Origin of the sequence: Gimesia benthica, assembly GCF_009720525.1 — a bacterium.
GTDB classification, from domain to species: Bacteria; Planctomycetota; Planctomycetia; order Planctomycetales; family Planctomycetaceae; genus Gimesia; species Gimesia benthica.
Genome location: NZ_CP043930.1, coordinates 6,635,646 through 6,661,433 on the forward strand (window position 1 = coordinate 6,635,646; position 25,788 = coordinate 6,661,433).

Annotated in this window: 24 protein-coding genes; 8 read left to right on the forward strand and 16 right to left on the reverse strand. The window is 53.3% G+C overall.

Annotated features, from left to right (window positions below):
* Positions 1 to 99 precede the first annotated feature (99 nt).
* The 3 genes from F1728_RS25960 to F1728_RS25970 all read left to right on the forward strand — a co-directional run bounded on the left by F1728_RS25960 (position 100) and on the right by F1728_RS25970 (position 4,659).
* On the forward strand, positions 100 to 417 hold the full coding sequence (locus F1728_RS25960; protein ID WP_155366467.1) for a hypothetical protein: 318 nt from the start codon (positions 100 to 102) through the stop codon (positions 415 to 417).
* Between the two features lie 310 nt (positions 418 to 727).
* Positions 728 to 3,205, forward strand: coding sequence for a PSD1 and planctomycete cytochrome C domain-containing protein (locus F1728_RS25965; protein WP_194242534.1), 2,478 nt, complete (start codon positions 728 to 730; stop codon positions 3,203 to 3,205).
* A 5-nt stretch (positions 3,206 to 3,210) separates the two neighbouring features.
* Complete coding sequence (locus F1728_RS25970; protein ID WP_155366469.1) at positions 3,211 to 4,659, forward strand: DUF1501 domain-containing protein; 1,449 nt, start codon at positions 3,211 to 3,213, stop codon at positions 4,657 to 4,659.
* A 22-nt stretch (positions 4,660 to 4,681) separates the two neighbouring features.
* Here the strand turns inward: F1728_RS25970 and F1728_RS25975 are convergent, their stop codons facing one another.
* Positions 4,682 to 5,599: an aminotransferase class IV gene (locus F1728_RS25975; protein WP_155366470.1), complete on the reverse strand. Its 918-nt coding sequence runs from the start codon at positions 5,597 to 5,599 to the stop codon at positions 4,682 to 4,684.
* Positions 5,600 to 5,609: 10 nt separating this feature from the next.
* Positions 5,610 to 6,641, reverse strand: a complete 1,032-nt coding sequence (locus F1728_RS25980) for an FAD:protein FMN transferase (RefSeq protein WP_155366471.1) — start codon at positions 6,639 to 6,641, stop codon at positions 5,610 to 5,612.
* An 84-nt stretch (positions 6,642 to 6,725) separates the two neighbouring features.
* On the opposite strand from F1728_RS25980, the gene F1728_RS25985 reads away from it, so the two are divergent.
* From F1728_RS25985 to F1728_RS26005, 5 genes are all read left to right on the forward strand, one after another.
* On the forward strand, positions 6,726 to 7,760 hold the full coding sequence (locus tag F1728_RS25985; protein WP_145441571.1) for a formylglycine-generating enzyme family protein: 1,035 nt from the start codon (positions 6,726 to 6,728) through the stop codon (positions 7,758 to 7,760).
* 138 nt (positions 7,761 to 7,898) lie between these two features.
* Positions 7,899 to 9,227 carry a Gfo/Idh/MocA family protein gene (locus tag F1728_RS25990; RefSeq protein ID WP_155366472.1) on the forward strand — a complete coding sequence of 443 codons (1,329 nt, stop codon included), beginning with the start codon at positions 7,899 to 7,901 and terminating at the stop codon, positions 9,225 to 9,227.
* A 123-nt stretch (positions 9,228 to 9,350) separates the two neighbouring features.
* Positions 9,351 to 9,779: a GNAT family N-acetyltransferase gene (locus tag F1728_RS25995; RefSeq protein WP_155366473.1), complete on the forward strand. Its 429-nt coding sequence runs from the start codon at positions 9,351 to 9,353 to the stop codon at positions 9,777 to 9,779.
* Between the two features lie 72 nt (positions 9,780 to 9,851).
* Entirely contained in the window at positions 9,852 to 11,384 is a 1,533-nt protein-coding gene (locus tag F1728_RS26000) for a hypothetical protein (RefSeq protein ID WP_228030355.1), read from the forward strand.
* Between the two features lie 166 nt (positions 11,385 to 11,550).
* Complete coding sequence (locus F1728_RS26005) at positions 11,551 to 12,402, forward strand: ion transporter (protein WP_155366474.1); 852 nt, start codon at positions 11,551 to 11,553, stop codon at positions 12,400 to 12,402.
* 8 nt (positions 12,403 to 12,410) lie between these two features.
* Here F1728_RS26005 and F1728_RS26010 read toward each other — a convergent pair whose 3' ends face one another.
* The 14 genes from F1728_RS26010 to lspA form a co-directional block, all read right to left on the reverse strand.
* On the reverse strand, positions 12,411 to 13,766 hold the full coding sequence (locus F1728_RS26010) for an MFS transporter (RefSeq protein ID WP_155366475.1): 1,356 nt from the start codon (positions 13,764 to 13,766) through the stop codon (positions 12,411 to 12,413).
* Between the two features lie 209 nt (positions 13,767 to 13,975).
* Complete coding sequence (locus F1728_RS26015; protein WP_155366476.1) at positions 13,976 to 14,878, reverse strand: hypothetical protein; 903 nt, start codon at positions 14,876 to 14,878, stop codon at positions 13,976 to 13,978.
* Complete coding sequence (locus F1728_RS26020) at positions 14,875 to 15,738, reverse strand: hypothetical protein (protein ID WP_145042150.1); 864 nt, start codon at positions 15,736 to 15,738, stop codon at positions 14,875 to 14,877. Before F1728_RS26020 ends, F1728_RS26015 begins: the two co-directional genes overlap by 4 nt.
* 3 nt (positions 15,739 to 15,741) lie before the next feature.
* The gene (locus F1728_RS26025; RefSeq protein WP_155366477.1) at positions 15,742 to 16,473 is read right to left on the reverse strand and encodes a hypothetical protein; all 732 of its coding nucleotides are present in this window, start codon (positions 16,471 to 16,473) and stop codon (positions 15,742 to 15,744) included.
* 2 nt (positions 16,474 to 16,475) lie between these two features.
* Complete coding sequence (locus tag F1728_RS26030) at positions 16,476 to 17,810, reverse strand: DUF6754 domain-containing protein (protein WP_155366478.1); 1,335 nt, start codon at positions 17,808 to 17,810, stop codon at positions 16,476 to 16,478.
* Positions 17,811 to 17,813: 3 nt separating this feature from the next.
* Entirely contained in the window at positions 17,814 to 18,947 is a 1,134-nt protein-coding gene (locus tag F1728_RS26035; protein ID WP_155366479.1) for a hypothetical protein, read from the reverse strand.
* Between the two features lie 12 nt (positions 18,948 to 18,959).
* Entirely contained in the window at positions 18,960 to 20,786 is a 1,827-nt protein-coding gene (locus tag F1728_RS26040) for a glutamate mutase L (RefSeq protein ID WP_155366480.1), read from the reverse strand.
* A gap of 66 nt (positions 20,787 to 20,852) precedes the next feature.
* Positions 20,853 to 21,251, reverse strand: coding sequence for a hypothetical protein (locus tag F1728_RS26045; protein WP_155366481.1), 399 nt, complete (start codon positions 21,249 to 21,251; stop codon positions 20,853 to 20,855).
* 255 nt (positions 21,252 to 21,506) lie between these two features.
* Complete coding sequence (locus F1728_RS26050) at positions 21,507 to 22,280, reverse strand: TatD family hydrolase (protein WP_155366482.1); 774 nt, start codon at positions 22,278 to 22,280, stop codon at positions 21,507 to 21,509.
* Between the two features lie 14 nt (positions 22,281 to 22,294).
* The gene (locus F1728_RS26055; protein WP_145042143.1) at positions 22,295 to 22,777 is read right to left on the reverse strand and encodes an ExbD/TolR family protein; all 483 of its coding nucleotides are present in this window, start codon (positions 22,775 to 22,777) and stop codon (positions 22,295 to 22,297) included.
* Between the two features lie 11 nt (positions 22,778 to 22,788).
* Positions 22,789 to 23,205 (reverse strand): ExbD/TolR family protein, encoded by a 417-nt coding sequence (locus F1728_RS26060; RefSeq protein WP_145188048.1) that lies wholly within the window; start codon positions 23,203 to 23,205, stop codon positions 22,789 to 22,791.
* On the reverse strand, positions 23,202 to 24,065 hold the full coding sequence (locus F1728_RS26065; protein WP_155366483.1) for a MotA/TolQ/ExbB proton channel family protein: 864 nt from the start codon (positions 24,063 to 24,065) through the stop codon (positions 23,202 to 23,204). The genes F1728_RS26060 and F1728_RS26065 overlap by 4 nt, the downstream gene beginning before the upstream one ends.
* Positions 24,066 to 24,118: 53 nt before the next feature.
* A complete protein-coding gene (locus F1728_RS26070) occupies positions 24,119 to 25,159 on the reverse strand; it encodes a tetratricopeptide repeat protein (RefSeq protein ID WP_155366484.1) in 1,041 nt (346 codons plus the stop codon).
* Between the two features lie 30 nt (positions 25,160 to 25,189).
* Entirely contained in the window at positions 25,190 to 25,753 is a 564-nt protein-coding gene (gene lspA, locus F1728_RS26075) for a signal peptidase II (protein ID WP_155366485.1), read from the reverse strand.
* Between the last annotated feature and the right edge of the window lie 35 nt (positions 25,754 to 25,788).

Here is a 25,788-nt window from a genome sequence, read left to right on the forward strand (position 1 = left end):
TGTAATAGGATTAATATGTTAAGCGCAAATGTAAAGTCTTTACGTCCAGGCATTCTGTTGATAATGATTTCTGTCATCTGTGGGTGTGGAAATCAGGAAATGGTAGATGAGAGTCAATCTGTGGAGATCACCGGGGTGGTCAAACTGGATGGAAAACCTCTGACAGACGCACAAGTATCATTTCTTCCTGCTGATGGTGACGCACTCGTAGGAACAGCGATGACAATGACAGACAGCCAAGGCAAATACACCGTGGCTGTTAATGCCCCACGTGAGTATAAGGTCAATGTTGATCGGATGATGAATGGTGGTCCGAATCCTAAACTGAAAGAATATCAGGGAGAGGAGACTCCCCTGAAGGCAGATGTCTCGGATGCAAATAAATCCTTCGATTTTGATTTAAAAAGTGCTCAATAATTTGCTCATTGTAATTCAATTAGTTGATTCTTGTCTGAATTCGCTGCTGTTCTAACACGACAGCAGCGTTTTTTAATTATGAAAGCACAAATCTAGCCTTACATTGAGTTCTCGAATTATCGGATGTGTAACTGGCTGGTGGTGTTAAATCTGGAATAACTCAAAATATCCTTCCTCAAATCTATTGAGAGGAGTTTTAATGAGTGAGAGATTTCCGATCCGGTCGAATCGAGTGAACTGGATCGTTCTTTTTGCATTCTTCTACTTTTACAGCAACCTGTGGACAGAAGCTCTGTCCGCGGAAACGCAGATGTCATTTGAGAAGGACATTCGGCCAATATTCAAAACTCATTGTCTGGAATGTCATACGGGAGGAGAACCGGAAAGCAGCTTTTCCCTCTCAACCAGGCAGACCACTCTGGCTGGCGGGAACTATGGGAAAGCCGTTATTCCCCAGCAGCCGGCCCGCAGTCTGTTGTTTCAGATGATCTCTGGGACTCATCCGGACAAGATAGTCATGCCTCCCGAGGGAGAACGATTGTCTGCACGGGAGGTTGCACTGATTCGGGAGTGGATTCAAGAGGGGGCACCCTGGCCTGAAAAACTTGTCTTAGACAATGAATCAGAACCAAACCACCAGAAGTCACATTGGGCTTTTCAGCCGATTTCTAATCCAGAACTGCCACCTGTCAGAAAGAGTGACTGGTGTCGAAATGAAATCGACTATTTCATTTTGCATCGCCTGGAAAAAGAACAGTTCACTCCCTCAACTGAAGCAGACAAAACAACGCTCATTCGTCGTGTCACTTTGGACCTGACCGGACTGCCTCCCTCACCAGAAGAAGTAACGGTTTTTTTGCAGGATGGGCGGCCAGATGCCTATGAGCGACTTGTAGATCGTCTCCTGCAGTCACCGCATTTCGGTGAGAAATGGGCTCGGGCCTGGCTCGACTTGTGTCATTACGCGGACAGTGATGGATATCTGACCGATGCCGTCCGACCGCATGCCTGGCGGTTTCGCGACTGGGTAGTCCAATCACTCAACCAGAACAAACCTTTCGATCAATTTACGATTGAGCAAATTGCCGGCGATCTGTTACCCGAAAGTTCGACTGAAGCACACGCTGGTACTGGTTTCCTGCGCCAGACCTTGAGTAACCGTGAAGGAGGCGCCGACCTGGAAGAGTTCCGGGTCAATAAAGTAGTCGATCGTACTAAACTGGTGGGAACGATCTGGCTGGGGCTCACGCTGGACTGCTGCCGCTGCCATAACCACAAGTACGATCCGATCAGCCAGAAAGAGTTCTATCAGCTCTTCGCTTTTTTTAATTCAGCCTATGAAGTCAACATTGATGCTCCCTTGAAACAGGACCAGGATCTGGTCGCGCAACAGGCGACTTATCAGCAGAAACGACAGGCACTCATCGATCCCATTGGCGAACCGCTCGAACATTTGCAGCGAGAGTGGGAGCAGAAAATGCTACATGCCTCGGAGCACCCTGCGGAAGATCATCACTGGGCCCGGGCCTGGGAAGTGATGGGGCTGGTCTGGGGCGTCAAATCCGGGGAGGGGCAACAGGAAGGCCTGGAGATCCTTAAGCTGGATCCAGATGAGCGTTCACAGAGGCAGCGTGACGATCTGCTGGATTACTTTCTGGCTCGCGGCCATCTGGTAGACAGTGCCCGTTTTAAAGAACTCAAACTGGGTGAACTTGCTCGAAACCTGACTGCTTTACGAAACGAGTTTCCGGCGGTTTCGCGTGCTCCCGCGATGCGTGAGATGCAGACGCCGAATCAGGCGTTTGTGCATCTACGCGGTTCCCATCTTTCTCCCGGAATCCCTGTGGCACCAGGGACGCCCCGTTCCTTACCGACCTTCCAGCCCTCAGGGAAGCCGGATCGACTTGATCTGGCTCGCTGGCTGGTTTCCGACTCAAATCCGCTGACAGCCCGGGTGACTGTGAACCGTGTCTGGCAGGAATATTTCGGCCAGGGAATTGTGATATCGTCGGATGACTTCGGTACCCAGGGGGATCGTCCTTCACATCCACAACTGTTGGACCGGCTGGCACGGCGATTCCAGAAGAGTGGCTGGGATGTCAAAGCCCTGCATCGCCTGATCGTGACTTCTGCGACGTACAGACAGTCATCAAAGACACGACCGGACATGCAGGAAAAAGATCCCGCGAATCGACTTCTGAGCCATCAGGCGAATCTGAGGCTCTCTGCCGAACTCGTGCGCGATCAGGCACTCGCGGTCAGTGGTTTGCTGACTCGAGAGCTGGGTGGCCCCTGTGTGCGGCCTCCCCAGCCGGACAGCGTCGTGATGGAAGCCTTTGGTTCCAATACCTGGGATGTCAGTACGGGGAACGATCGCTATCGCAGAGGGCTTTATACGTTGATTCTCAGGACTTCGCCTTATGCTCAGTCAGTGATCTTCGATGCTCCGAATCCGAGTCAGACCTGCACCAGACGCGATCGGTCTAATACACCGCTGCAGGCTTTAACTCTGTTGAACGATCCTGTCTTTTACGAAGCAGCACAACATCTGGGACGACGTGTTACCCGGGAGAGTTCGGGGGACCTCGATCAACAGATGAGCTATGCGTTCCGTCTCTGCCTGGCACGAGAACCGCTGGAAATGGAACGGGAACGCTTGAAGGAGCTTTATCATAAGCAGATTGCTCAACAGCCAGCTGACAGAACGCCTGCTGAAAAACAGGACGTGGCCTGGACGCTTGTGGCGAGTGTCTTACTCAACCTGCATGAATTCATAACACGGGACTGACAGCGATGCTATCACCTGATCCCTGGCTTAATTTGAAACGACGACACTTTCTGCAGTCCACGGCTTGTGGCCTGGGGGGAATGGCGCTCAACAGCCTGCTGGCCCTCGATGGTCTCGCAGAATCCGCTGAACTGGATGCGGTGAATCCCCTTGATGTAAAGAAGCCACATTTCAAGCCCCGGGCTAAAAACGTGATTTTCATTTTTATGTCAGGCGGTCCGAGCCAGCTCGATCTCTTCGATCCGAAACCACAGTTACAGAAACTGCACGGTCAGCCGGTGCCTGAGTCCTTTCTGAAAGGAATTCAGGATGCTCTGATCAAAACTACGGCCCAGGTGATGGCGTCACCTCGGAAATTCAAAAAGTATGGGGCAGCGGGACTCGATTTTTCAGATAACCTGCCACACATGGGAACATGCGCCGATGATCTGTGTATGATTCGGACGGTTCAGACTGACGTCAGCAACCACCACCCCGCTCAGATGCTGATGAACAGCGGCTCGACCATGTTCGACCGTCCCAGTATGGGCTCCTGGGTGACCTATGGGCTGGGGAGTGAATCGGAAAACCTGCCCGGCTATGTTGTGCTGCTTTCGAATTCGGGCAAGGGTGTAGACGGCGGTTCTTCGTTGTGGACCAATGGAATTCTACCTTCCACCTACCGGGGCGTGACCTTCCGCAGTCGGGGCGAGGCCATTTTGTATCTCTCCAATCCGGAAGGGGTTTCACCGGCCATGCAGCAGGCTCGAATCAACGCGATTCGGGATCTGAACGCACAACGGTTCGATCAGGTTGGGGACCCGGAAATTGCATCCCGGATTGCTGCATACGAACTGGCGTATCGCATGCAGACGGCTGCACCGGATCTGCTGGATTTCAGTGATGAGTCCAAAGCGACGCTGGACATGTACGGCATTGAAAATGAGACGACCAACTGGTTTGGCAGCAATGCACTGCTGGCCCGCCGGATGGTTGAACGTGGCGTCCGCTTTGTGCAGCTGTATCATTCGACCTGGGACGATCATTCCAATCTGGATAAGAATCTGAAGACGAACTGCGAGATGACTGATCAGCCCTGTGCGGCTCTGATCAAAGATCTCAAGCAGCGAGGGCTGCTGGATGACACGCTGGTGATCTGGGGAGCGGAATTTGGCAGGACGCCAATGACCGAAGTCCGCAGGGGTTCATCACCGGGACGAGAAGGGCGGGATCACCATCCCTTCAGCTTTACGATGCTCATGGCAGGGGGCGGCGTGAAGGCTGGAACGGTCATCGGGAAAACAGACGATCTTGGCTTTCATCCGGTCGAGCAGCCCGTGCACCTACATAATCTGCATGCGACGATTCTCCATCTGCTGGGCTTCGACCACACAAAGCTGATCGTCAAACACAAGGGGCTGGATTACCGACTCACCGGAGTAGAAGGCGAAGTTCTTGATATGTTGCTGGCTTGAGGGGCAGTCGTCTGCTGCCAGTTCAAGAGACTTTGGAGGCCTGAGCCTGCTCAATAATGTCGACGCCCACCAGATCGCTCCAGGCTGCAATCAACTGTTTTGTGATCGGCCCCACTTTTCCGTCACCAATTTCAAGCCCGTTAAATTTGGTTGCCGGCATAATGCAATAGGGGGTGCTGGTGAAAAATGCTTCATCCGCGGTCGTGACATCATAAGGCAGCAGCTGACATTCTTCGACCGGGATATTCAGTTTTTTTCCCAGGGTAAAGATGGACTGTCGGCTGATGCCGTCCAGACAGTTGATCGTACTGGGCGTTCGAATGCGATTATTGGAAACCAGGAAGAAGTTCCCTCCTTTGTTTTCGGAAAGATAACCGTCGGTGTCGAGCAGCAGACTTTGTGCTTTAGGATCGACCAGTTTCACTTCAGATTCAGCCAGTGTGTAGATGAAGCGGCTGCGGTTCTTAATGCGGGCATCTAAAGACTGTGCGGGTTGAATACGGGTGAAAGGAGTCACTGCATGGCAGCCTGTCTGGTAGAAGTCGGCCCAGTAACTCAGGTCGAGGGGCAGGGTGATGATCATTACCGTTGATGAGGAATCAGCGGGCTTCTGACCGCTGGAGGGCACCCATTGTCCCGGTGTGATATTATGGATGATCCAGGCATCAGTTCCCGCTGCATAATTGGGTTTATTCTTTTCCCAGACTTCGAGTGTTAATTTTTCGAGTTCGTCTGGTGTCATGCCGGCATCGAACCTCGCTGCCTTGAGACTGAGGTACAAACGGTCGATATGATCCCGCAGACGATACGGCTGATGACCGAACGTGCGCGTTGATTCCGTGACTGTCATTCCCAGGCTGATGGCACCATCAAAGATGGAGATTTTGGCTTGATCCGCGGGAACGTATTCTCCATTCAGGTAAACCAGGTTCTGTGTCATGGATGTCCTTTCAGGGGTCGGTCTGGGATGCTTCGAAGCAGGAGAAGCAGGGAGATTCATATGACTTTAACTGAGCCTGTTCATGTCTCAGAATCAGGCAGGCCGTGCCCGGTTTCTGACTTAACAGCGCAATTCCTTTTTCCGGTCCGAGGACGCTGATCGCGGAAGCCAGGCTATCGGCTGTGATTCCATCAGGGGCGATCACAGTCACGCGACTATGATCGGTCAGACCGAGTCCGGTATGAGGGTTTACGATGTGAGAATAGCGCGTGCCATTGATGACCACGTGCTGAAACGCGTCACCCGAAGTGGCGACTGCGCAGTCTCTCAACATGAGGTAACGATCAATTTTGGCATCCGGGGCATCTGTCGAAGAGATGCCGATCTTCCAGCCACAACTTCCAGGAGGAGGAGCCCCCAGTGACAGATCGCCGCTGGCGTCAATCATCACCCGGTCAATTCCATGTTCTTTCAAAACTCGAATCGCGACGTCTGCTGCATACCCTTTGGCGATTCCCCCGAGATCTAATCGCATGCCCGGTTTGAGGAGTTCAACGGTCTGGTTCTGTTCAGATAGTCGCATCAATTCATAACCGACCAGATCCCGGGCGGCCTGCAGTCGTTCACTGTCAGGCAACTCTTTACGTCGACGGGCTCTGCGCCAGAGGCGGACTACGGGACTGATGGTGACGTCGAACGCGCCAGCGGTCTCACGGGAAAGTGCTTGACTTCTTTTCAGTACCTGGAACAGGTCGGGACTGACTTTGACTGGCTTTCCCGGCCCGGATAACTGACACAACTGGTTTAACTCGCTGTTGGGATCGTAATCGCTGAGGACTTTGTTAAGTTCCTTTACACGGCGAAAAGCAATTTGAGAGGCATTGTTTGCGATTGGTTTGTCCGTTGCATATAATACGATTCTCCACTGCACTCCCATATGTACTTCCTGAAATTCATACCGATGCAGAATTTCGCTTTCCGTGCACTGTTGATTGCCTGACAATGTGGAGAGCAACAGGCATGTATGATATAGGTAAGACATCTTCCATCCAGATCTAAAGTCTGATTTCCGCTTAAAGTTACGGAGTAAACTAATATGCTTAGCGTATGTCGTTCCAGTCTCATAATGCAAGCCAAAACTGCATTACTCGCCATTCTGTGTTGTTCGTCTTCAGTGGCGTTCGCTGCCGATCCCTCGGAAGCAAAAACAGAAAAAGAGATGAAACCTTACACGCAGAAAATTACCAACACCGATGTCAGTTTTGATATGGTGCCAATTCCCGGTGGTGAATTCGTTATGGGCAGCCCTGCCGATGAAAAGAACCGGGAAGAAGATGAAGGTCCTCAGGTCAAAGTCAAAATTGAGCCTTTCTGGATGGGCAAACATGAAGTGACCTGGAACGAATATGATATCTGGAGCTTCAATCTAGATATTCAGCGCCGTAAGCTGATGCGTCTCAAATCGGATGACAAAGAAAAAGCAGCAGATGCTGTAACCCGTCCGACCAAGCCTTATACCGACATGACCTTCGACATGGGGCACGATGGGTACCCGGCGATCTGCATGACCCAGCTGGCAGCAAAAACCTACTGCAAATGGCTGAGTGAAAAAACCGGTCACTACTATCGTCTGCCTACCGAAGCGGAGTGGGAATACGCGTGCCGTGCCGGTACCACGACGGCTTACTCATTCGGTGACAACCCTGCTAAAATGGATGATTACGCCTGGCACTACGCAAACTGCAACGATACCTACCAGAAGGTCGGTCAGAAAAAGCCGAACCCGTTCGGTCTGTATGACATGCACGGTAACGTTTCAGAGTGGGTCCTCGATCAGTACATTCCTGATGCCTACAAAAAGTGGAGTGGCAAAGGAACCGTTGAGTTCCCCATCAGTCCTACGACTCCCGAAAAACTTTATCCGCGTGTTGTGCGTGGCGGTTCCTGGGATGATGATCCCGAAGCACTGCGAAGTGCGAACCGGATCGCCTCCAGTGCCGATTGGAAAATTCAGGATCCCCAGATTCCACAGAGTATCTGGTACCACACCGATGCGATCTTTGTGGGCTTCCGTGTCGTACGGCCTCTGAAAGTGCCTACGGCTGAAGAACGCAAGAAATACAACCTGGATCCGGTCATTCCGGCCGATGAAGGGCGCTAAATCCCGCCAGCTGCTGATAGTTTATTGAAAACAGATGCCTTCGTCGGATTCCTGCAAACATAAAGTCCGGCGAAAGGCATATGTATCTTAGAAACGTACCACTGACCAAATCGTCCTGCAGATTAGGAAAGGCCTCTGATGACTCAATCTAATAATCAATCTTCTTCCCGACGTGACTTCCTGAAGGTAACCACAGCCACCGCTGTGGGAACCAGCATCCTGTCTACTCTGGGATCGTCGGCTCATGTTTACGCCAATGGCGACGATAAAATCAAAGTCGGTCTGGTCGGTTGTGGTGGTCGTGGAACAGGGGCTGCATCTCAGGCTTTGTCGACCAAAGGCAACATCAAACTCGAAGCCATGGCTGATGCCTACCGTGATCGGATGGACAAAAGCCTCAGCAACCTGCAGAAGCAGTTCTCAGGTGAACCTGAAAAGGTCGACGTGGCCGAAGAGAAAAAGTTCGTCGGATTTGACGCCTATCAGAAACTGCTCGACAGTGGCGTTGATGTTGTGATTCTGGCAACTCCTCCGGGATTCCGTCCGATTCACTTCGAAGCAGCTGTCGAAAAAGGCAAGCACGTCTTCATGGAAAAACCGGTTGCCACCGATGTTCCCGGCGTTCGCAAGGTGCTCGAAGCAGCTGAGAAAGCTAAGGAAAAGAAACTGGCCGTCGGCGTTGGTCTGCAGCGTCACCACCAGGCAAATTACATTGAAACCATCAACCGTCTGAAAGATGGTGCGATCGGCGATATTACTTCCATGCGTTGCTACTGGAACAGTGGCGGGGTCTGGGAGCCGCGTCTGGCTCGTGAAGACGCTAAGAGCGAAATGGACTATCAGATGCGTAACTGGTACTACTACAACTGGCTCTGTGGTGACCACATCAACGAGCAGCATATCCACAACATCGACGTCTGTAACTGGGTGAAAGATGCTTTCCCCGTTCAGGCATACGGGATGGGTGGTCGCCAGGTTCGTACCGACAAAAAGTACGGTGAAATCTATGACCACTTCGCTGTTGAGTTCGTTTACGAAGACGGAACCCGGTTGTACAGCCAGTGCCGTCATATCCGCAACTGCTGGAACAGCGTGACTGAGCATGCTCAGGGAACCAAAGGTTTCTGCGACATCAGCGGTGCAAAATACGAAACTACAGGCGGCTACAAGTGGCGCTACCGTGGTAAGAAAACCAACCCCTACCAGGTTGAGCACGACGATCTGTTCGCTGCCATCCGTCAGGGAACTCCCTACAACGAAGCCGAGTACGGTGCCAAGTCCACCATGACTTCGATCCTGGGACGCTTGGCGACTTATAGCGGTAAGCCTGTCACCTGGGACGAAGCAATGGCATCTAATGTCAGCCTGATGCCCAAAGAGTTCTCCTGGGAAGGTCAGCCGGTAACGGTTCCCGATGAGAACGGGTACTATCCGATTCCGATGCCCGGTATCACCAAAGTACTCTAAACTCTGATATCAAAACTGATCGGCCGATTCGCTTCCTTTAAGCGGATCGGCTTTTTTTAATCTATATCACTTTGCGCCTGTTTTCATTCGACCATGTCTCCACAGTTTCATGTCTCCCCGCTAATGCCCGCTGATCATGACCGGGTCCTGATTGTCTGGGAAGTCGCGGTCCGCGCGACTCACCATTTTCTCTCTGAGCACGAAATCGAGGCTCTCAGACCGTTGGTCAGGCAGGCCTGCTTTGAAGGAATGCCGCTGTTTGGTGTGCGCGATTCTGAGGGAGAAGTGATTGCTTTTTCGGGAGTCGATGCTCCCAAACTGGAAGCGCTGTTTGTTCATCCGGACTGGTGTGGCAAAGGGCTGGGACGTTTGCTGGTAGAGCATGCCATCCGGGAACAGGATGTCTGTCTCGTCGATGTGAACGAGCAGAATCCTGCAGCCGTTGAATTCTATCTGCATCTCGGTTTTGAGGTCGCCCATCGCTCGGATGTGGATGGCTTTGGAAAGCCGTATCCTCTGCTGCACCTGAAACTGCCGGATCAGACAATCTGAAGTTTCTGATGCATTCCACATCCGCTTCTGGTATTGTAAAAGCTCCCTCATACTCAACCAGGAGCCTACACCATGTCTGCATGCGTCATCCGTTTTGCTTTGATCTGTTTACTGTCTGTGTTGTGGATTGACTTGCTGCCCGCAACAGAACCACTGTCGATCGGGACACGACGGGAACTGTTTGTCGACGACGCACTGGTCGATCATCTTTCTGGGGAAGCCGAGATCCGGTTACAGCATCCTGTGCCCCGCGAAGTGGTCTTTCGATTCGATCAACCCTGGGAGGGGAGCAGTTCCGGCTATCATACGATCATCCAGGATGGAGACCTCTATCGGCTTTATTACCGCGGTACGCACATCGAGGTGTCCCAGGGACGCATCAGCACGGGCAGCCATAAGCCATACTATTGTTATGCTGAAAGTAAAGATGGAATTCACTGGACGCGTCCGGAACTGGGGATTGTCGAGTTTCAGGGTTCAAAGCAGAACAACATCATTCTGGAAGGCCTGGGAACACACAACTTCGCTCCATTCAAAGATGAAAATCCGGAATGCAAACCTGAGGCACGCTTCAAAGCACTGGCGGGACTGCAGAATGAAGGAGGCCTGCATGCCTTCCAGTCAGCAGATGGGATTCATTGGAAGTTAATGCAGGAGAAGGCTGTGATTACAGAAGGGGCCTTCGACTCGCAGAATCTGGCCTTTTGGGATGAGGATCATCAAACATATCGCACGTACTTTCGTGTATTTACAGGAGGAGTCACCAACTCCAAGACCTGGAAGCCAGAAGGGATCCGTGCGATTCAGACAGCGACTTCTGATGATTTTCTGAACTGGAGTGAAGGCATCGATCTGGTCTACGCTGATTCACCCGACGAGGAACTGTATACAAACCAGGTGAAGCCTTACCTGCGGGCCCCACATATTCGTATTGGTTTTCCTGCACGCTATGTTGAGCGTGGCTGGTCCGAGTCGATGCGGGCACTACCCGATCCGGAGCGTCGTCAATTGAGAGCCTCTTCGGTAGAACGCTACGGCACCGCGATCAGTGAAGGGCTGTTGATGGCCAGTCGGGATGGTATCCATTTTAAACGCTGGAACGAAGCCTTTCTGCGACCGGGCATTGAGCGTACAGGAACCTGGCAGTACGGGCATCAGTTTATCGCAGAACATCTGGTCGAAACCGCTTCGGATCTGCCCGGTGCTCCGAATGAACTGTCACTCTATGCCGCTGAAGATTACTGGCATGGAAAAGGGGGCGCTCTCAGACGTTATTCTTTGAGAATGGATGGCTTCACCTCGGTGCATGCCTCTCTTAAGGGAGGGGAACTGATTACGCAACCATTTGTGTTTGCGGGGAAGACACTGTCAGTCAACTTCTCAACTTCTGCGGCTGGAAGTATATGGGTGGGGCTGCAAACCGCTGACGGAAAGCCGATTGAAGGCTTTTCCCTGGCTGATTCCGTCGAACTCTTCGGCGATACACTGGATCGCAAAGTCACCTGGAAACAGGGGGCAAACGTCAGTACGCTGGCTGGTAAACCAGTTCGTCTGCGGTTCAAGTTGAAAGATGCGGACTTGTACTCGTTTCAGTTTCAGAAGTAGATCGCCCAATCACTGCGAAATGATGCATCATCAGGATCACTGACAGGGATCAGGAGTCAGGTTGACCTGCAAGTGCCTGATCGCCCATAATCTGCAGGCAGTTCAGTCAATGATACCCGCTGAAGTAATCTTGAATATCCCTCGTTGAAACGAACCATCACCACTTATGAATGAGCCTCAACCTGCTCCCCGACGTAAACCGGAACACTGGCGCGATCGCTGGTACGAGATCATTTTTGAAGCGGATACGCCTGCTGGGAAAATGTTTGATGTCGTGCTACTGGTTGCCATTCTATTAAGTGTGCTGGTCATCATGCTCGAGAGTGTTCCTTCTCTGGATGAACAGTATGGTCAGGAATTCGGCTATGCCGAGTGGTTTTTTACCATTCTGTTTACGATTGAATATGCGGCCCGCATCAGCTGTGCCCGGCACCCTCTGCGGTACATCGTCAGCTTTTACGGCATCGTAGACCTGCTCTCGATTCTGCCTACCTACCTGATGTTCTTCGCGCCGCTGGAAATGCAGAGTCTGGGCGTGATCCGCGCACTGCGGTTGTTACGTGCGTTCCGAATTTTCAAGCTCGCCCACATGCTGACAGAAGCCTCGGAATTGCGGCGGGCGATCTGGGCCAGCCGTTCCAAAATCACAGTTTTCCTGGCAACTGTCGTAATTGCTGTTGTGATCGAAGGGACCGCCCTGTATCTGATCGAGGGGGATCAGGACAGTGGATTTACTTCGATTCCTCAGAGCATGTACTGGGCAATCGTGACCATGACGACTGTCGGATATGGGGATATCGCGCCGGTGACGCCGCTTGGAAAGTTTCTGGCGGCGGTCATCATGATTCTGGGTTACAGCCTGATTATTGTTCCAACGGGGATCGTTTCTGCGGAACTGGCACATCCCGGCGGAAAGAAGGCCTCACACTGGGTTACGACGCAGGTCTGTCCGGAATGCATGAAGGAAGGACACGATTCCGATGCTACCTTCTGTAAGTACTGCGGATCTAAACTCTGAAGTCTTCGCTAATTCGCGGCTTCCGGTTCTGTAGCAGGCTTCTCGTCCTTAAACAATGTCGGAGGATGAGCAGACCAGACGGCCAGGGCTGCCATCAGTGGGAGCGCCATGAACAGATAGAGCACCGGGTTGTAAGATCCGAAGTAATCAATCGACATGGCGACCGGCAGGGGCCCCAGGGCGGAAGCAAGGATCATCATTGACCAGGCCACGCCACGTACGGAGCCCTGATTCATGCGGCCATAATAGTTGATCCAGACGACTGTGGCTGTGCTGCGAAAGATACTCCCGGTGATCCCCAGCAGGAAGGTGTAGACAACGACCATCCAGATCGCAGGCATGGTCAATACGATGAGATTCGCCAGTGCCATGCAGAGCATGGAAAAGCAGAGGATGTAGCGGCTGGGGAAGCGGTCGGTCAACCAGCCGGCCGGGAACATCAGCAGAGTGGCACACACGGCCTGAAAGGCCATCATGCGGATTGCCCAGTTTGTGGGCACGCCATGACTGCCCAGCAAGGCGATCTGATGAAAGACCAGTCCGGTACCGACCAAGGCATGAGTGGTGATCACCGAAAGCAGTTTCCAGAAGGTCGGGTCGCGAAGGACCTGGCGGACCGTCCAGGATTCAATCGTGGCTGTGATCAGGGGACGCTTTGACTTCTCTTCAGGATCGGGCTCGGGTTTCTGTTCGGGATCGATGCCATCCGGGTGCAGGCCGAGATCCTCGGGCCGGTTTCTCACGATAAAGATTCCCGGGAGGATCAGACAGACTGCCACGGTAACCGCGTGGAAGATCCAGCCTGTTTTCCAGCCATACTCGCTGATCAGCCAGCTATTAATAAAGGGGACTGTCATCACAGAAAAAGCGCTGCCAAAACCGGCCAGGGCTGTGGCACGTCCCCGTTTCTTTTCGAACCATTCGCCAACCATCCAGACCGAGATGAGTGTCAGTGCGCCCTGTCCCAGGCTGCGGACAAGGCTGAAGCCCAGATACAGGCTGCCCAGGGTATGGATCTGCGACATGAAGAAACAGGAGATCGCCAGACCAGTCGCCACGATCGGCAGGATGATGCGGGCACCCCAGTGATCCAGCATGCGACCGATGAAGGGGAGCAGACAGGCGCTGACAATGGTAGCGAATCCATAGGCGAGTGAGTACTGGGTTTCGGAAAGCCCGAGGCTCATCCGCATGGGATCTTTGAAGACAGCGACTGAGAAAGACTGACCAGGTGCGGACAGAAACTGGGCCAGTGCCGCGATTCCCAGAATGGACCAGCCGGGGAAAAATTTATAGGTGGGGAGTGCGATCTCTTCGAGACCACCCTTCAGTTCCACTTCTGCACAAGAGGACTGTGAATTCATTTCTAATCAGTTTCTTCCCTGGATATTTTTTCAGGATCGACCCGGGGCGGGCAACCGGTGGGAATTTCACTATAGCAGATCAGGAAATGGACACGTAACCTCTGTCGCCGCGGCTTTTGATAAAAAAACGGCTTCTTCATGTTTTTTTATCAATCAAAATATCAGCAGTCGCACACCGTGGCTGTATTATCTTCTGCTCAAAACAAAACTTAGAGACCGATTCCCAGCCAGTTGTGGAACAGGAAGTCCAGTCGACCACTGAGCAGTGCGATGCGTCCCATCACGGTGTAAGCGAAACTGGCACCGAAAGTGACCATCAAAAACCAGACGCCGAGACGGGAGACGTAATTCACGAAGCCTTCATGCTCAATGGAGAAGAAGAAGTAAACCATACAGGAGACCACACCCACAATGATGATTGTGTTCTTGAGCGATTCCACGATCTGCCAGTTACCGTCTGCGCCAAAGACGACAAAGGGCATAATCGTATTCTGCAACTGGCCGACGAAGTCTGCTTCCAGGTAACTGATGAGCCGAATTCCCGCGGTAGCACCGATGAAGAATGCCAGAGGCCAGCGGGCGAGCCAGCTTCCTTTAGGGGAAAGACGCAGCAGCAGCAAGACGCTCATGGCCAGTGGAATCAGATACCAGAGGTTGGCAGTCATCTCTCCCTCGTTGAGTTCGAGAAAGAAAATATCCCTCGCCTGGATTGGAAACAGTTTGCCGAACAGATTGGGGATGATTTCCGACCAGAACGCGACCACCATCGCATAGCCTGCCGAGACACCGACGAACACGGATTCCGTGAATTTATAGATCGGATTATCGCCGTAGAGAAACGAGAAGATCGCCAGTGTGCAGAGAGCAGCCACCCAGAGACCAATCGTGCGGGAGAGTCCCACCTTAACTCCTGGTTGATCTTTTTCTGCTTCGGGGACGACTTGCGTTTTGGTCCACTCTACAGCCTGTTCCGCTCCCTCAACTGAGGACTTCGCTTCCACGGGAACGTCACGTACATAGACGCGGCCACTTTTTTTGTCGATCGTCTGAAAGAGCAGGAACCCGCCACCAGCGACCATCAAGATTGTCCAGATGAGTGTAGATTGTTTCATCGATACAGTCCCAGCTTACGTTCCCAGAAGTAAATCACATTTCCCAGTACAATCAATCCGATCAGGAGGACATGGGCCACCAACTGAGGGCCCATGCGTTTGAGTCCCTCTTTCGCTGCCGGATTGTCCTCCAGTTGGGGGTAGGCGTTGATGATGGCCTGTTCGTATTCCGCAGCACCTTTGATCGCAGCGATCATGCCGATTAACTGCTTGGGGATGTAAGGCAGCATGATCGGAGCCTGAACTCCGGTGCAACCAACGACCGTGGGAATATCGAAAGGAGCAGACCCATAGAGCACCCATTCCTTGGAGCCCGGGTAGCCGGCACTCACATTGACCAGCAGATCGACCTGCTGAATGTTCTTCAGGTTTTTCGTGAGTGGGAGATTATCGAGGCTGGTGCTGTTGATGTCGGTCGAATATGTTTTTTTCAAATCTTCTACGACCAGCTTAATCACCCCTTCATTCCCGGTACGAAAACCAAGGTTCACGTATTTGGTGCCATACTTGCCTTTGTAGGTATCGGGGAATTCATTTTCCAGAATATCAACCGAACGCTGAATCATGGGAACTCCCTGTGGCCAGAGTGTCATGAAGTAAATGTTGTGTTTTTTCAAAGCGCAGTGGCGGGTGAATGCAGAAGCCATCGGCTGAAGTTCGCCTTCACTGGCCGGATCGTAATCGAGGGCAATGAAGATATTGGAGCCATCAGGCAGATCGTCGACCGCGTGAAAGACGGACATCACCTGGTCAGAAGGTTTTTCCGGAAAGGTTGTCCCCATAATGAGGGGAATCGCGACCGCAAACAGCATCAGCAGAAAGATCCAGCGGCGGTCCAGGTTTTGTAGAAACTGTAACATGGGTTATGCCTCCTGATCCGACCCGAGGTAAGAACGATCGACGCCCAGCAGGACTTTCAATGAGGTCGAAGCCACTCCCAATGCGATTCCAATCGTGATGGCCCGCATGCCGGGGGTGGTGAAAACGTCCATAATGATTTGCGAAAGATGCGGTAATCTAAAGTCACTGTAGTAGACTTCCTTGAAGCCCATGATGGGTTCTTCGGGAAGCCAGCTGCCGGTAAGCCATTCGCCGGCATAGGTTCGTCCCAGCAGGACAATCACGGCGATGACCAGCAGAATCGTCGCTTCCGTGTTTTTGGCCCGGAAGGCACGAAATGCAGCGGATGAAATATAAAAGGCGAGCAGGGCAAACATGGTCGCTGAGAGTGGATAGAAGATATACTCGAACAGCCACCAGAATGCGCTGCCTTCCTCCAGAAAGTCTCCCGACCAGGGCAGCTCTGCGGCATTGATATTGGGATGCACGCCGACCTTGAATAACCCGACGAACAGGGTGATAAAAAACGCAATCAGCGTGACTGCAGCATAACCCCAGCCCGGCTGTTGTGCTGAAATTTTCTGTAACTGCATTTTGAGCAGGTTTCCGCCGCCGAGAATAAACGCGAAGGCTGCCAGGATATTAAACCAGGCCATCGCGGTATTTCCCCAGTCCACGAATTTGGGGATGAAGGCCGTGCCGATCAGCACGAAGCCTGTCACCGCAGAGATCAACAGGGGGATTGTCCGTTTCATTATTAAAAACCTCCCTTACCAAGGATGTTCTCTTTGATGTAGGTCTGAGCTGACTCCAGGGAAGTCGGTGCTTCCTGTTCTGCAGGAGCTGCCTTGGCTTCAAAAGCAGCAAGGGTGGCAATCACGCAGCCAACGACCAGCACGATGCCTCCCACCAGCTTGCCGAAGTCCTGTCCCTTGAGACTCCCCAGCTGCTGAGGTTCCCGTGACAGGTAAGCGGAAGCGGCGAAGAACTCTTCGCCGATCAAAGTGAAGTCACAGGCAGCGACGAAGAAGGGGAGCTGAGTCGGCATGGCTGTGCCGGCAACCTGAATCGCACCGACCGAGTTTCCGGTTTCTGCCAGAATCAGGGACTCGGCGTAAAACGCACCCATATAGAAACAGGCGGCGGGTTTGTCTCGCACCATTTTGCCAGTCACGCTGGCGACATAACCAAACTGCTCGTCGGTGATGTAGTAAATATCGTCTTCGTTGTATTCATCAGGACGACCCGCGGCGAGGTATGCGGCTTCCACGGTATCGCGGGCGGTGGTCATCACCAGGGAGCGTGAAGTGGGGACTTCCAGAGTCGCACGATAGTCGGCGGTTGTTTCTGCGACCTGGGCCAGTACGGTGATGCCGGCGACAGTCTGGATATCGTTAATGTCCTGAATACCGGGAACGAACAGGCAGGAGCGTCCCATTTCGGTCGCGCGGCCCACTGCATCGGTGATCGCTTCCAGACCGGCGATTTTGCGGACCTTGAGTTTCTTTCCCCGGCGGGCCATTTCAATGAACATGATGACTGACCCGCAGATCAGAAGCACAAACATGGCAAACCAGCCCCGTTGGAGATTGAACCATTGCAGCTGCGCTACCACTGGTTGCTCGAGAACGACTGGCGTTGATACCAGTCCCTCCTGACCGATGGCTTGAATCTGATACAGGTAAGGGACATCAGTTTCACAATTGGAATCGCGGAATTTATTGACACTATAGGTGGTCTCGCCGACAAGCTGGTATTCGTTCATGTCCTTGATGACTTCGACGATCATTTCTTTACCGCCGACTTCGACTGTGAGCTTTGTTCCCGGTGTCAATGTTTTGGCATCACCGGTGAAAACCTTTCGTGAAATGACATATCGCAGGACTTTCCGCGGTTTGGTCTGTTCTTCATCGTCGGGAGAAAGAGTCCAGCTCAAATCAATGGCGGTCCCTGCATCTCCGGGGACATCCTGAGCCTGGAAATTGGCCGGTGGAGCAGGAGCCTCTGCTCCCAGCGCCGGTGACAGCAGCAGGCAGAGCATCAGCAGCGGAAGCAGCGTCTGTTTCAGCATATGATTAAATGAACTGATCATGGTTTATCCTTCGATGAGTTCTACATTGGCACGCGGGACAATCACTTTCTCACCCGAATCAAGAATGACTTCGAGTACCCGGGACTGGGAACCTGATTCCAGCGTTCTCAACTCGGTGGGCATCTCGCCGACTTCTCCCAGCAGCCCAAAATAGGGATCGCGAATGATTCGGACCGGGACGCCGGTCTCCAGCAGACCGGAAGTGACTTCAACGTCTTCCGCGGAAGAGTCGGAGGTCATGCTTATATCCAGCGGGATGACGATTTCCGGTCGAAGCACACCTGCCCGGATCTGGGTTGTCCCATTCACGGCGGCTTCCGCTCCCTCCCGTTCTTTGAGCAGGTTAAACGTTCGATCGGCCATCGCGATGTCCCCGAAACCCTCGGTAATGATCAGAGTGGTTCCGAGATGCTCAGAACCGGTGACCGCGACACCCAGGTCATAGCCCAGGATCTCTTTGAGGTCTTCGTCATCGATCCCACCCGAAACAATGGCTGCAGCCCCGAGTTCGATGCCACGTTTGACTGCGGTGCCGGTCATGCGGGCTCCGCCAATCACGATTTTACCTTTAATCGATTCGTCGAGCAGGTCTTCTGTCAATGGCTGGTCCTTGATCTGGCAGGCAAACTGAATCTTGCCATAAGCTTCCCCGCCGATTCCCAGAATTCCCTGCAGGAAGGTGACTTGAGATTCAATGACGACGCCCTGTCCGGGAATCACCTCTTTGATAATGCCTGCCTGATAGGCTCGCACCTGGATCGGCAGGGGGGCGCCGCGGAGGATCACCTGTCCGGTGACATGAGAAATCGATTCGATGGTCCCTGCGGTTTTGGCTTTCGTTTCTGATTTGAAGAATCCGAAGATACCTTTACTGCGAGCCAGGAGGTCGCCCACCTGGACTTCGTCGCCTTCCTGGAAGAGCATACAGCCGGGAACTTCAGCGGGCGCGACGGAGATCTGGTTGGCAACGTTGATCGGTGTAACATCGCCGGGCATGAAGGTCTGAGCGACAATCTGCTGTGCGGTAACCTGTTCGCCGACCTTAACGAGCACATCGCCGGGGATCGGAAGAATCCGTCGACTGGAATGCAGCGTTTGCCTGCGTACCTGTAATCCTGGAGAATAAGCCTGTGTCATAGTGTCGGTTCTCTAAGTGACTTCCGGGTAAAGTTTCAGTTCTTCAACCCAGCTGTTGAGTTCAGCCAGATGTCGCGATTCATCTGCGGGGACCATGAGCGGTCTGCCGCGGGCATCCAGAATTAGGCCTACGGTTCCACCCCGTGCTTTGAATTCAACCCGTTTGCCGGAGCCTGCTCCAAAATCATAACCACGGCGGGGTTCAACGCTCACGCTGGCCCATTCATCATCGCCCAGGGGGAACAGCCGCATGTCGCCACAAACCATCTCCCCCGATTCATTCAATGTTTTGCCAGTGATTTTGTATTCGAAGCAGGTTTTACCAGCCTTGTAAAAACCGCGGGGAGCAATGCAGGTTCCCAGATAAATCAGACAGTCTCGTTCGAAGACCTGCAGTGCTGCAGCCGGATGAACCTGAGCCAGAACACCAAGATGAGGCATCATGAAAATACTGTCCTTAGCCAGCACGGTCATGCCTTCCGGTTCAAAGGCATCGATCATCATGGCCGCCGTCTGTTGCATGTTGGGGGCATGTGAGAGTACGCCACCAGAACCCACGAGCAGATTCAGTTTCATGTTATCGACGATGGACTGACCGCTGGTCTCCTGGCTGAAGGTATCTCCTACGGTCCGCTGCTGCTGAACCCCTTTGAGTGTCGTAGCGAATTCCTTGTGCTGGATGTATGCCAGCCTGAGTGCTTCCCGGGCTACGGCCTGCTCGAACACCAGAGCTTCCCTGGTCTGGGGAATGGTCGTGGGGCGAATCATTTTGTTCTTAATGTGATTCTGTAAGGCACGCGGATCCATATTCAGATGCACCCAGCGGAGAATCATGGGCAGAGTCGCGGAAGCACAGACATTGGATATGGAATAGCTCATACCCAGGTTGGCGCTTACGGTACGGTTGAAAGTGCCATCAAAGACACTGAAGACATCGGTCGTGGCACCGCCGATGTCGACTCCCAGTGCATTGATTCCCTGTCGTTCGGCGATGGTTTGCAGGATATTTCCGACAGCTCCGGGAGTAGGCATGATGGGGGCATCCGCCCAGGAGATGAGTTTGTTGTAGCCCGGGGCATGGGCCATCACGTGTTCGAGGAAGAGATCGTGAATCGCATCGCGGGCAGGAGCCAGATTCTCCTGTTCCAGCACCGGACGCACGTTAGCGACGGTTGTCAGCTTGACGTCTTCGTCAAAGGCCTCTTCGACCAGTTCGGTTGCTTCCTGATTGCCGGCGTAGATGATGGGCATCTTATAGGTGCCACCAAAGCGGGGCTGCGGCTTGGCAGGAGCGATCAGTTCTGCCAGCTGTACCACATGCTTCTGAGTACCACCATCGGTCCCTCCTGCGAGCAGAATCATGTCGGGACGCAGTTCCCGGATTCGCTGGATCTGTTCGTGAGGCAGCCGTTTGTCGTTGGAACAGATCGTGTCCATCACAATGGCACCCGCCCCCAACGCAGCCCGTTTGGCACTGGCGGCCGACATTTCCCGCACAACGCCGGCGACCATCATCTGCAGTCCGCCTCCCGCACTGGAAGTCGAGATATAGATGTCACAGCCGACATCTCCCTGGGCAGGGCGGATGATTTCGTCGTTTTCGTCAATCAGTTTGCGACCCGCGAGTTCCCCGACTTCGGTTACAGCATTGACGACCCCTACGGTCACATCCGCGGCCGGCTCTTCGACCGTAGTCGGCGCTTCACCACGATAGGTCTGACGATATTCGCCATTTACTTTTTCGATGAGAATGGCTTTGGTCGTGGTACTGCCGCAGTCTGTGGCGAGAATCACATTGATTTGATCAGGATCAAGTTTTTTTTCTGTTGCGGAGTTCATTCTGTGACTCACCATCCATGTAAGCGGGAAAGCAGGGGACGCTGTGATCGTGCTGATTTGTCTCGGTCAGGAACCGTCCTCGGGATTATGAGGGGAACCAACGGGGGGCGGTTTCTGTGAAGTCGCAGCCGTTGAGCCATCGGTCTTCGACTGACTGAGGGATTCCAGACGCTGGCACATCCATTCAATTGAACCGCGTTGCTCCAGGAATTCTGCAAAGAGTTTTTGTGAGCGGGGCTCAATCAGGATGGAGAGAAACGGAGTGAAAAAGTGCAGGGCCTGCGCGCCGACGTAATTCAGGGGGCGGCAGGTTTCCAGTGAGAGGATGGCGAGGGTGACCATGTCCCTGCGGACAATCTCGCGGCAGATGTGGTCAGCGACTTTCTGCTGCTCGGCAGTTGGAGCGAAATCTTCCGGTCGTTCGATTGCGAAGGCGTTCGCGAGCCACTGTTTGATCATGACCATCCTAGCCCGAATCCCGTGTTCAGCGAAACGACGGGTGGAGATACTCAGGGGAGAGCAGTCCGTTGCTGCCGTGACTTTGAACGCGTTCTTATGATACCTGTTGTGGTGATTGATTGACGCAAGTTATTTGTCTGTTTGAGCTAAGTGTAACAATAGCAGGATGAAGCTCAAATGAAAATATTCTCTCGCCAGAAAAACGGATTCTGACTGAATCCTGATTCAGGGCGGAAGATGAGATTTGCTGGGTCGCGAGAGCTAGTTCAACTGGAAGAGTGTTCTGGCATTCTGCGTGGTGATCTCAGCCATCTCCTCGGGTGTCTTATCATGAAGCTCTGCCAGGCAGGCACAGGTGTGTTTCACGAACGCGGGTTCGTTCCGTTTGCCCCGCTGTGGTACCGGTGCCAGATAGGGGGCATCGGTTTCAACGAGCAGGCGGTCGAGGGGAATCAGCCGCGCGGTTTCGCGCAGTTCATCGTTCTTCTTGAAGGTCAGCATCCCGGCAAAGGAGATGTACATTCCCAGTTCCAGGCAGGCAGCAGCCGTTTCCGGAGTCCCGCAGAAAGAGTGCATCAGACCTTTGAATGGGGCCTGTTCTGCTTCGCGTTGCAGCAGATCGACGACATCGGCTTCTGCTTCCCGGCAGTGCACCACGAAGGGGAGATCACGTTCGCGGGAGAGCTGAATGTGTTTGCTGAAGTAGTCCTGCTGCAGTTCGATGGGAGCGTAGTCCCAGTAACGGTCCAGACCGGTTTCTCCGATTCCGACCACTTTGTCTGCGGTGGAGAGAGTCAGGATCCGCTCCCAGTCACCCGGTTTCATCTGTGCGACATAATTGGGTTGAATGCCTACGACCGCATAGACCTGGGGAAAGGTGGCTGCCAGATCGACGGCCCGCTGACTGCTGTCGGCTGTGGTTCCGATGGTGAGAATGGTCTGGACGCCTGCCTCCAGAGCACGTTCCACAGTTTCATTGCGGTCGGGGTGAAAAGCTTCCTCGTCGAGGTGGGCGTGGGTATCAAACAGAATCATGGCTGGTTCGGAATTCAGTTGGGAGCGGTAATCGGTTTCTTCGGGGGAGCGACTTTGCTGGCGTCCGTGGCAAAATTGATTGACTGAAAACCGGCTGCCAGGCAGGTGTCGTAAGTGCGAATCATTTCACCCAGCGGGACATCTTCGTTGATATCGAGGATCACCGGAATTTCAGGAGCCAGTTCTGCCAGTTCGGTCAAAGTCTGTTTCAACTGGTCGAACTGAGCATACTCGCGATCATTTAATTCTACAATGGTCTGGTCATCACGGTATTTGAGTTTTAACCAGACTTCCCCCAGTGGTTTTTCCTGCGGTACTGTTTCCGTCGATTCAATACTGCCCGTGGCCAGTTCGGTGGGCAGCAGGAATTCCCGGATCTGGTTGGCCGAGGCGCTGATGAAGAAAATCAGCAGCAGAAACACCACGTCGATCATCGGCGTCATGGTAGCCTGATCCTGGATATCAGAGCGACTGTGGTGATGTGAGGGAATTTTCATAATGTTGAGTATCAGTCATTCAGCACGGCAAACTGCACATTGGAGATCCCTGCGCGGGCACAACTGATCAAGACCCTTTCGACGATGCGATAAGGAATATGTCGATCGCCCCGAATTCGGATTTCTGTCTCTTTCCGTTTATCTTCATCGAGTGAAATTAACTGCGCGTCCAGTTCTTCCGGTGAAATATCATTCCCCCTCAGATGCAGTTTTTCATCCGGGGTGATGGTAATGATGATACGTCGCGGGGCTTCCTCCGGTTCGGTTTCATTCTGAGACGCTTCCGGTAGTTCAACCGCTTCCAGCTTTTCATTTTGAGTTAAGTGCGTCGCAGCCAGAAAGAAGACAATCAGCAGAAAGACGATATCAATCAGCGGGGTGATATTGAACCGAATGCCGGCCTGGCGGGGGCGCGTGGGAATTCTCACGTTTCCTGGCCTCCGGGAGGGGGAGCCGGATGGGCCGTCTGTTGATTGGTCATCCGTTGTGCCAGTTCCTCTTCCGCACGCTTACGGGGTTGCTTGGGGACCGGTCGGTTTCCGAGGACCGTAGCGTGTTTGAAGTCTGCGAAAACATGTTCGGCCAGCAGTGAGGACTGGGCGACCAGTTCGTCGATCCGGTTGCGGAAGAAAGCAAAACTGGCCAGTGCGGGGACTGTGACACTCAGACCGAACAGGGTTGTAATCAGTGCCTTGGAGATCCCGGGGGCAAGTTCAGCCACATCAGGATTCGCTTTCGCTGTGAATTCTGAGAACGCGAGGATCATCCCCCAGACGGTACCCAGCAGACCCAGCATCGGGGAGAGGGTGCCAATTACAGACAGGTATTCGATTTTACGATTCAGACGGGCAGATTGCTGCATGGCGGCGTCTTCCATCGCTTTCTCGACCGCCCCATATCCCATCTGAACTTCAGACAGACCGGCGGAAAGGATATAGGACAGGAAGCTGGGGTTCGATTTACAGACCGAGTCGGCACTGCGATACTGCTGCTGCGCGATCAGGGAGTGGACTTCTTCTGCGAGTCCAGGAGGCATCAAAGCGTTACTGCGAATGCTGATGAGATGCTCGACAATCAGTGCGACCATCGCGATGCTGAGTACGGCGATAATGATACCGATGGTTCCCGCATCATCGACCAGTTGACGCAGGTCGACTTTTGATACTTCGGAAGCACCAGCGTCCCCCGAATCATCGGCTGCCAGGCAGAGAGCGGGTGTCAACAGGCTCAGGCAGCAGAGCAGGCAAGGGAGTGCGAATCTCTTCAGTGGTGATTTACTGCGATCCATCAAAATATTCTTTTCCAGTGTGTTCGTGAATTCAAAGAGTTGTTTTCCCGAGATCAGTTTTTCTGACCCGCTTCCTGCATCAGTTGATTGATCATCTGTTCGGCCATCTGTCGCGCTGTCGTTGTTGGATAACGGGCGACGGTTTCCTGGTAGAGCCGCAGGGCATTGGCTGACTGTCCCATGGCCTTGAGTGAGTCGGCGGCTTTGAGACTGGCGTCGGCGGACAGCTGCGGATTTGCAGCATAACCCAGGGGGACCCAGAGATACCAGGCTGCTGCCTGGCCGTGACGGTCGAGTTGAGCGTAGCCCGCACCGAGCAGATAACAGGGGCCTCCCCGGAGGTGTTCCGGAATCAGTTTCAAATTTCGTTCCCAACGCTGCAGTTCCAGCAGACTGATGTCACCTGCCCGCAATCGGAGTCGCCAGAGTTGGGCGCGTGCCAGTTGCTGGATATTCCGATTGGTACTGGTGGCCAGGGAACGCAGGGTTGCTTCCGACTGGGCAGCAAAATCCGGGGCTGTCAGCAGAATGCTGGCTCCGAGCAGTTGTCTGACTTCGTTAGGATCCGTCAACCAGCCTCGTGCTGCACTGCGAGCCGGAGAGAGACTTTCGCTGATCGACCAGTCGAGGGGAATCAGCTCGAAGTAGCGGGCGTCCGGCTCATGTTCGACCATGGTCTGGAAGCGAAGTGCCGCTTTGAGGATGTCCCCCTGAAACAGGGCTGCTTTAATCAGCTGAGCGAGAATCTCACGTCGGACCCAGGTACGGTTTTCGATATTCAACGCTTCACTGAAGGACTGAGTGGCTTTGTCGTATTTGCCCTGGTGCATCTGGTCCAGACCGCGCTGGTGAGATTCCGTCTGGGGCGTATGCACCTTGACGATTTCCGAGCCGGGATAGGTGCGGACTGTACCGCTGGGCAGCAGCTTGACTTTGATTTCTGACTGGGTGAAATCGAGAATCGTGCAGGGGAGTGTTGCCTGGCCCACATGATGATCGGGGCGGACTTCGATCTTATCCTGCGCAGCGGCTGAACTGGTGAACCCGGTCAGGGCTGCCACAGTCAGGATCATGATCAAAAAAGTACACTTCATCAATTCCGGGTTTCCAAATCTCGGGGCAGGTTACTCCGCAGCTGTGGGGGCCGCCTGATCCGGGGGAGTCGGTTGTGAATCAGAATTCTGCTGCTTCGGTTCCTTGGTAAAGAGCCAGGAGATCAGCATCAGAATCGCACCGCCGGTAATTGCCATGTCGGCTACATTAAATATGCCAGTGCGCAATGGACCGAGACCAATATTCAGAAAGTCAATGACGATTCCATTGAGAAAGACGCGGTCAATCAGGTTACCGATCCCTCCTGCCAGCAAGAGGGAGAGGGCAATAAACTGAACCAGAGGCATCTGCCAGCGAAAGATCAGCATACCAGCGACAATCAATAGAAAGGCGGCGTTGGCCACGACCAGCAGGAAGAAGCGGACCGGTTTAGAGAGACCGCTGCCGACACTCAGGAAGGCCCCGGTGTTCTCGGCATATTCCATGCGGAGTGTGTTATTGAAATAGGTAATGGGGCGTTTGTTCTGCAGATTATCGACCGCAATCTTCTTCGTGTACTGATCACAGCCTACGCAGAAGATCAGGCAGATCAGCAGCAGTGTATAGCGGGTCGCTTTAGAAACCGTGGCGGACATGCAGCAGTAACTTTCTCAGAGGTTAGATGAATCCA

Coding starts and splice junctions, on each gene's coding strand:
- F1728_RS26040 (WP_155366480.1), bottom strand. CDS start 20,786: ATGAACTCCGCAACAGAAAAAAAACTTGATCCTGATCAAATCAATGTG.
- F1728_RS25970 (WP_155366469.1), top strand. CDS start 3,211: ATGCTATCACCTGATCCCTGGCTTAATTTGAAACGACGACACTTTCTG.
- F1728_RS26015 (WP_155366476.1), bottom strand. CDS start 14,878: ATGAAACAATCTACACTCATCTGGACAATCTTGATGGTCGCTGGTGGC.
- F1728_RS26010 (WP_155366475.1), bottom strand. CDS start 13,766: ATGAATTCACAGTCCTCTTGTGCAGAAGTGGAACTGAAGGGTGGTCTC.
- F1728_RS26045 (WP_155366481.1), bottom strand. CDS start 21,251: ATGGTCATGATCAAACAGTGGCTCGCGAACGCCTTCGCAATCGAACGA.
- F1728_RS25995 (WP_155366473.1), top strand. CDS start 9,351: ATGCCCGCTGATCATGACCGGGTCCTGATTGTCTGGGAAGTCGCGGTC.
- F1728_RS26000 (WP_228030355.1), top strand. CDS start 9,852: ATGTCTGCATGCGTCATCCGTTTTGCTTTGATCTGTTTACTGTCTGTG.
- F1728_RS25975 (WP_155366470.1), bottom strand. CDS start 5,599: ATGACACAGAACCTGGTTTACCTGAATGGAGAATACGTTCCCGCGGAT.
- lspA (WP_155366485.1), bottom strand. CDS start 25,753: ATGTCCGCCACGGTTTCTAAAGCGACCCGCTATACACTGCTGCTGATC.
- F1728_RS26070 (WP_155366484.1), bottom strand. CDS start 25,159: ATGAAGTGTACTTTTTTGATCATGATCCTGACTGTGGCAGCCCTGACC.
- F1728_RS26065 (WP_155366483.1), bottom strand. CDS start 24,065: ATGGATCGCAGTAAATCACCACTGAAGAGATTCGCACTCCCTTGCCTG.
- F1728_RS26050 (WP_155366482.1), bottom strand. CDS start 22,280: ATGATTCTGTTTGATACCCACGCCCACCTCGACGAGGAAGCTTTTCAC.
- F1728_RS26025 (WP_155366477.1), bottom strand. CDS start 16,473: ATGAAACGGACAATCCCCCTGTTGATCTCTGCGGTGACAGGCTTCGTG.
- F1728_RS25960 (WP_155366467.1), top strand. CDS start 100: ATGGTAGATGAGAGTCAATCTGTGGAGATCACCGGGGTGGTCAAACTG.
- F1728_RS26030 (WP_155366478.1), bottom strand. CDS start 17,810: ATGATCAGTTCATTTAATCATATGCTGAAACAGACGCTGCTTCCGCTG.
- F1728_RS25965 (WP_194242534.1), top strand. CDS start 728: ATGTCATTTGAGAAGGACATTCGGCCAATATTCAAAACTCATTGTCTG.
- F1728_RS25990 (WP_155366472.1), top strand. CDS start 7,899: ATGACTCAATCTAATAATCAATCTTCTTCCCGACGTGACTTCCTGAAG.
- F1728_RS26035 (WP_155366479.1), bottom strand. CDS start 18,947: ATGACACAGGCTTATTCTCCAGGATTACAGGTACGCAGGCAAACGCTG.
- F1728_RS25985 (WP_145441571.1), top strand. CDS start 6,726: ATGCAAGCCAAAACTGCATTACTCGCCATTCTGTGTTGTTCGTCTTCA.
- F1728_RS26005 (WP_155366474.1), top strand. CDS start 11,551: ATGAATGAGCCTCAACCTGCTCCCCGACGTAAACCGGAACACTGGCGC.
- F1728_RS26020 (WP_145042150.1), bottom strand. CDS start 15,738: ATGTTACAGTTTCTACAAAACCTGGACCGCCGCTGGATCTTTCTGCTG.
- F1728_RS26055 (WP_145042143.1), bottom strand. CDS start 22,777: ATGAAAATTCCCTCACATCACCACAGTCGCTCTGATATCCAGGATCAG.
- F1728_RS25980 (WP_155366471.1), bottom strand. CDS start 6,641: ATGTCTTACCTATATCATACATGCCTGTTGCTCTCCACATTGTCAGGC.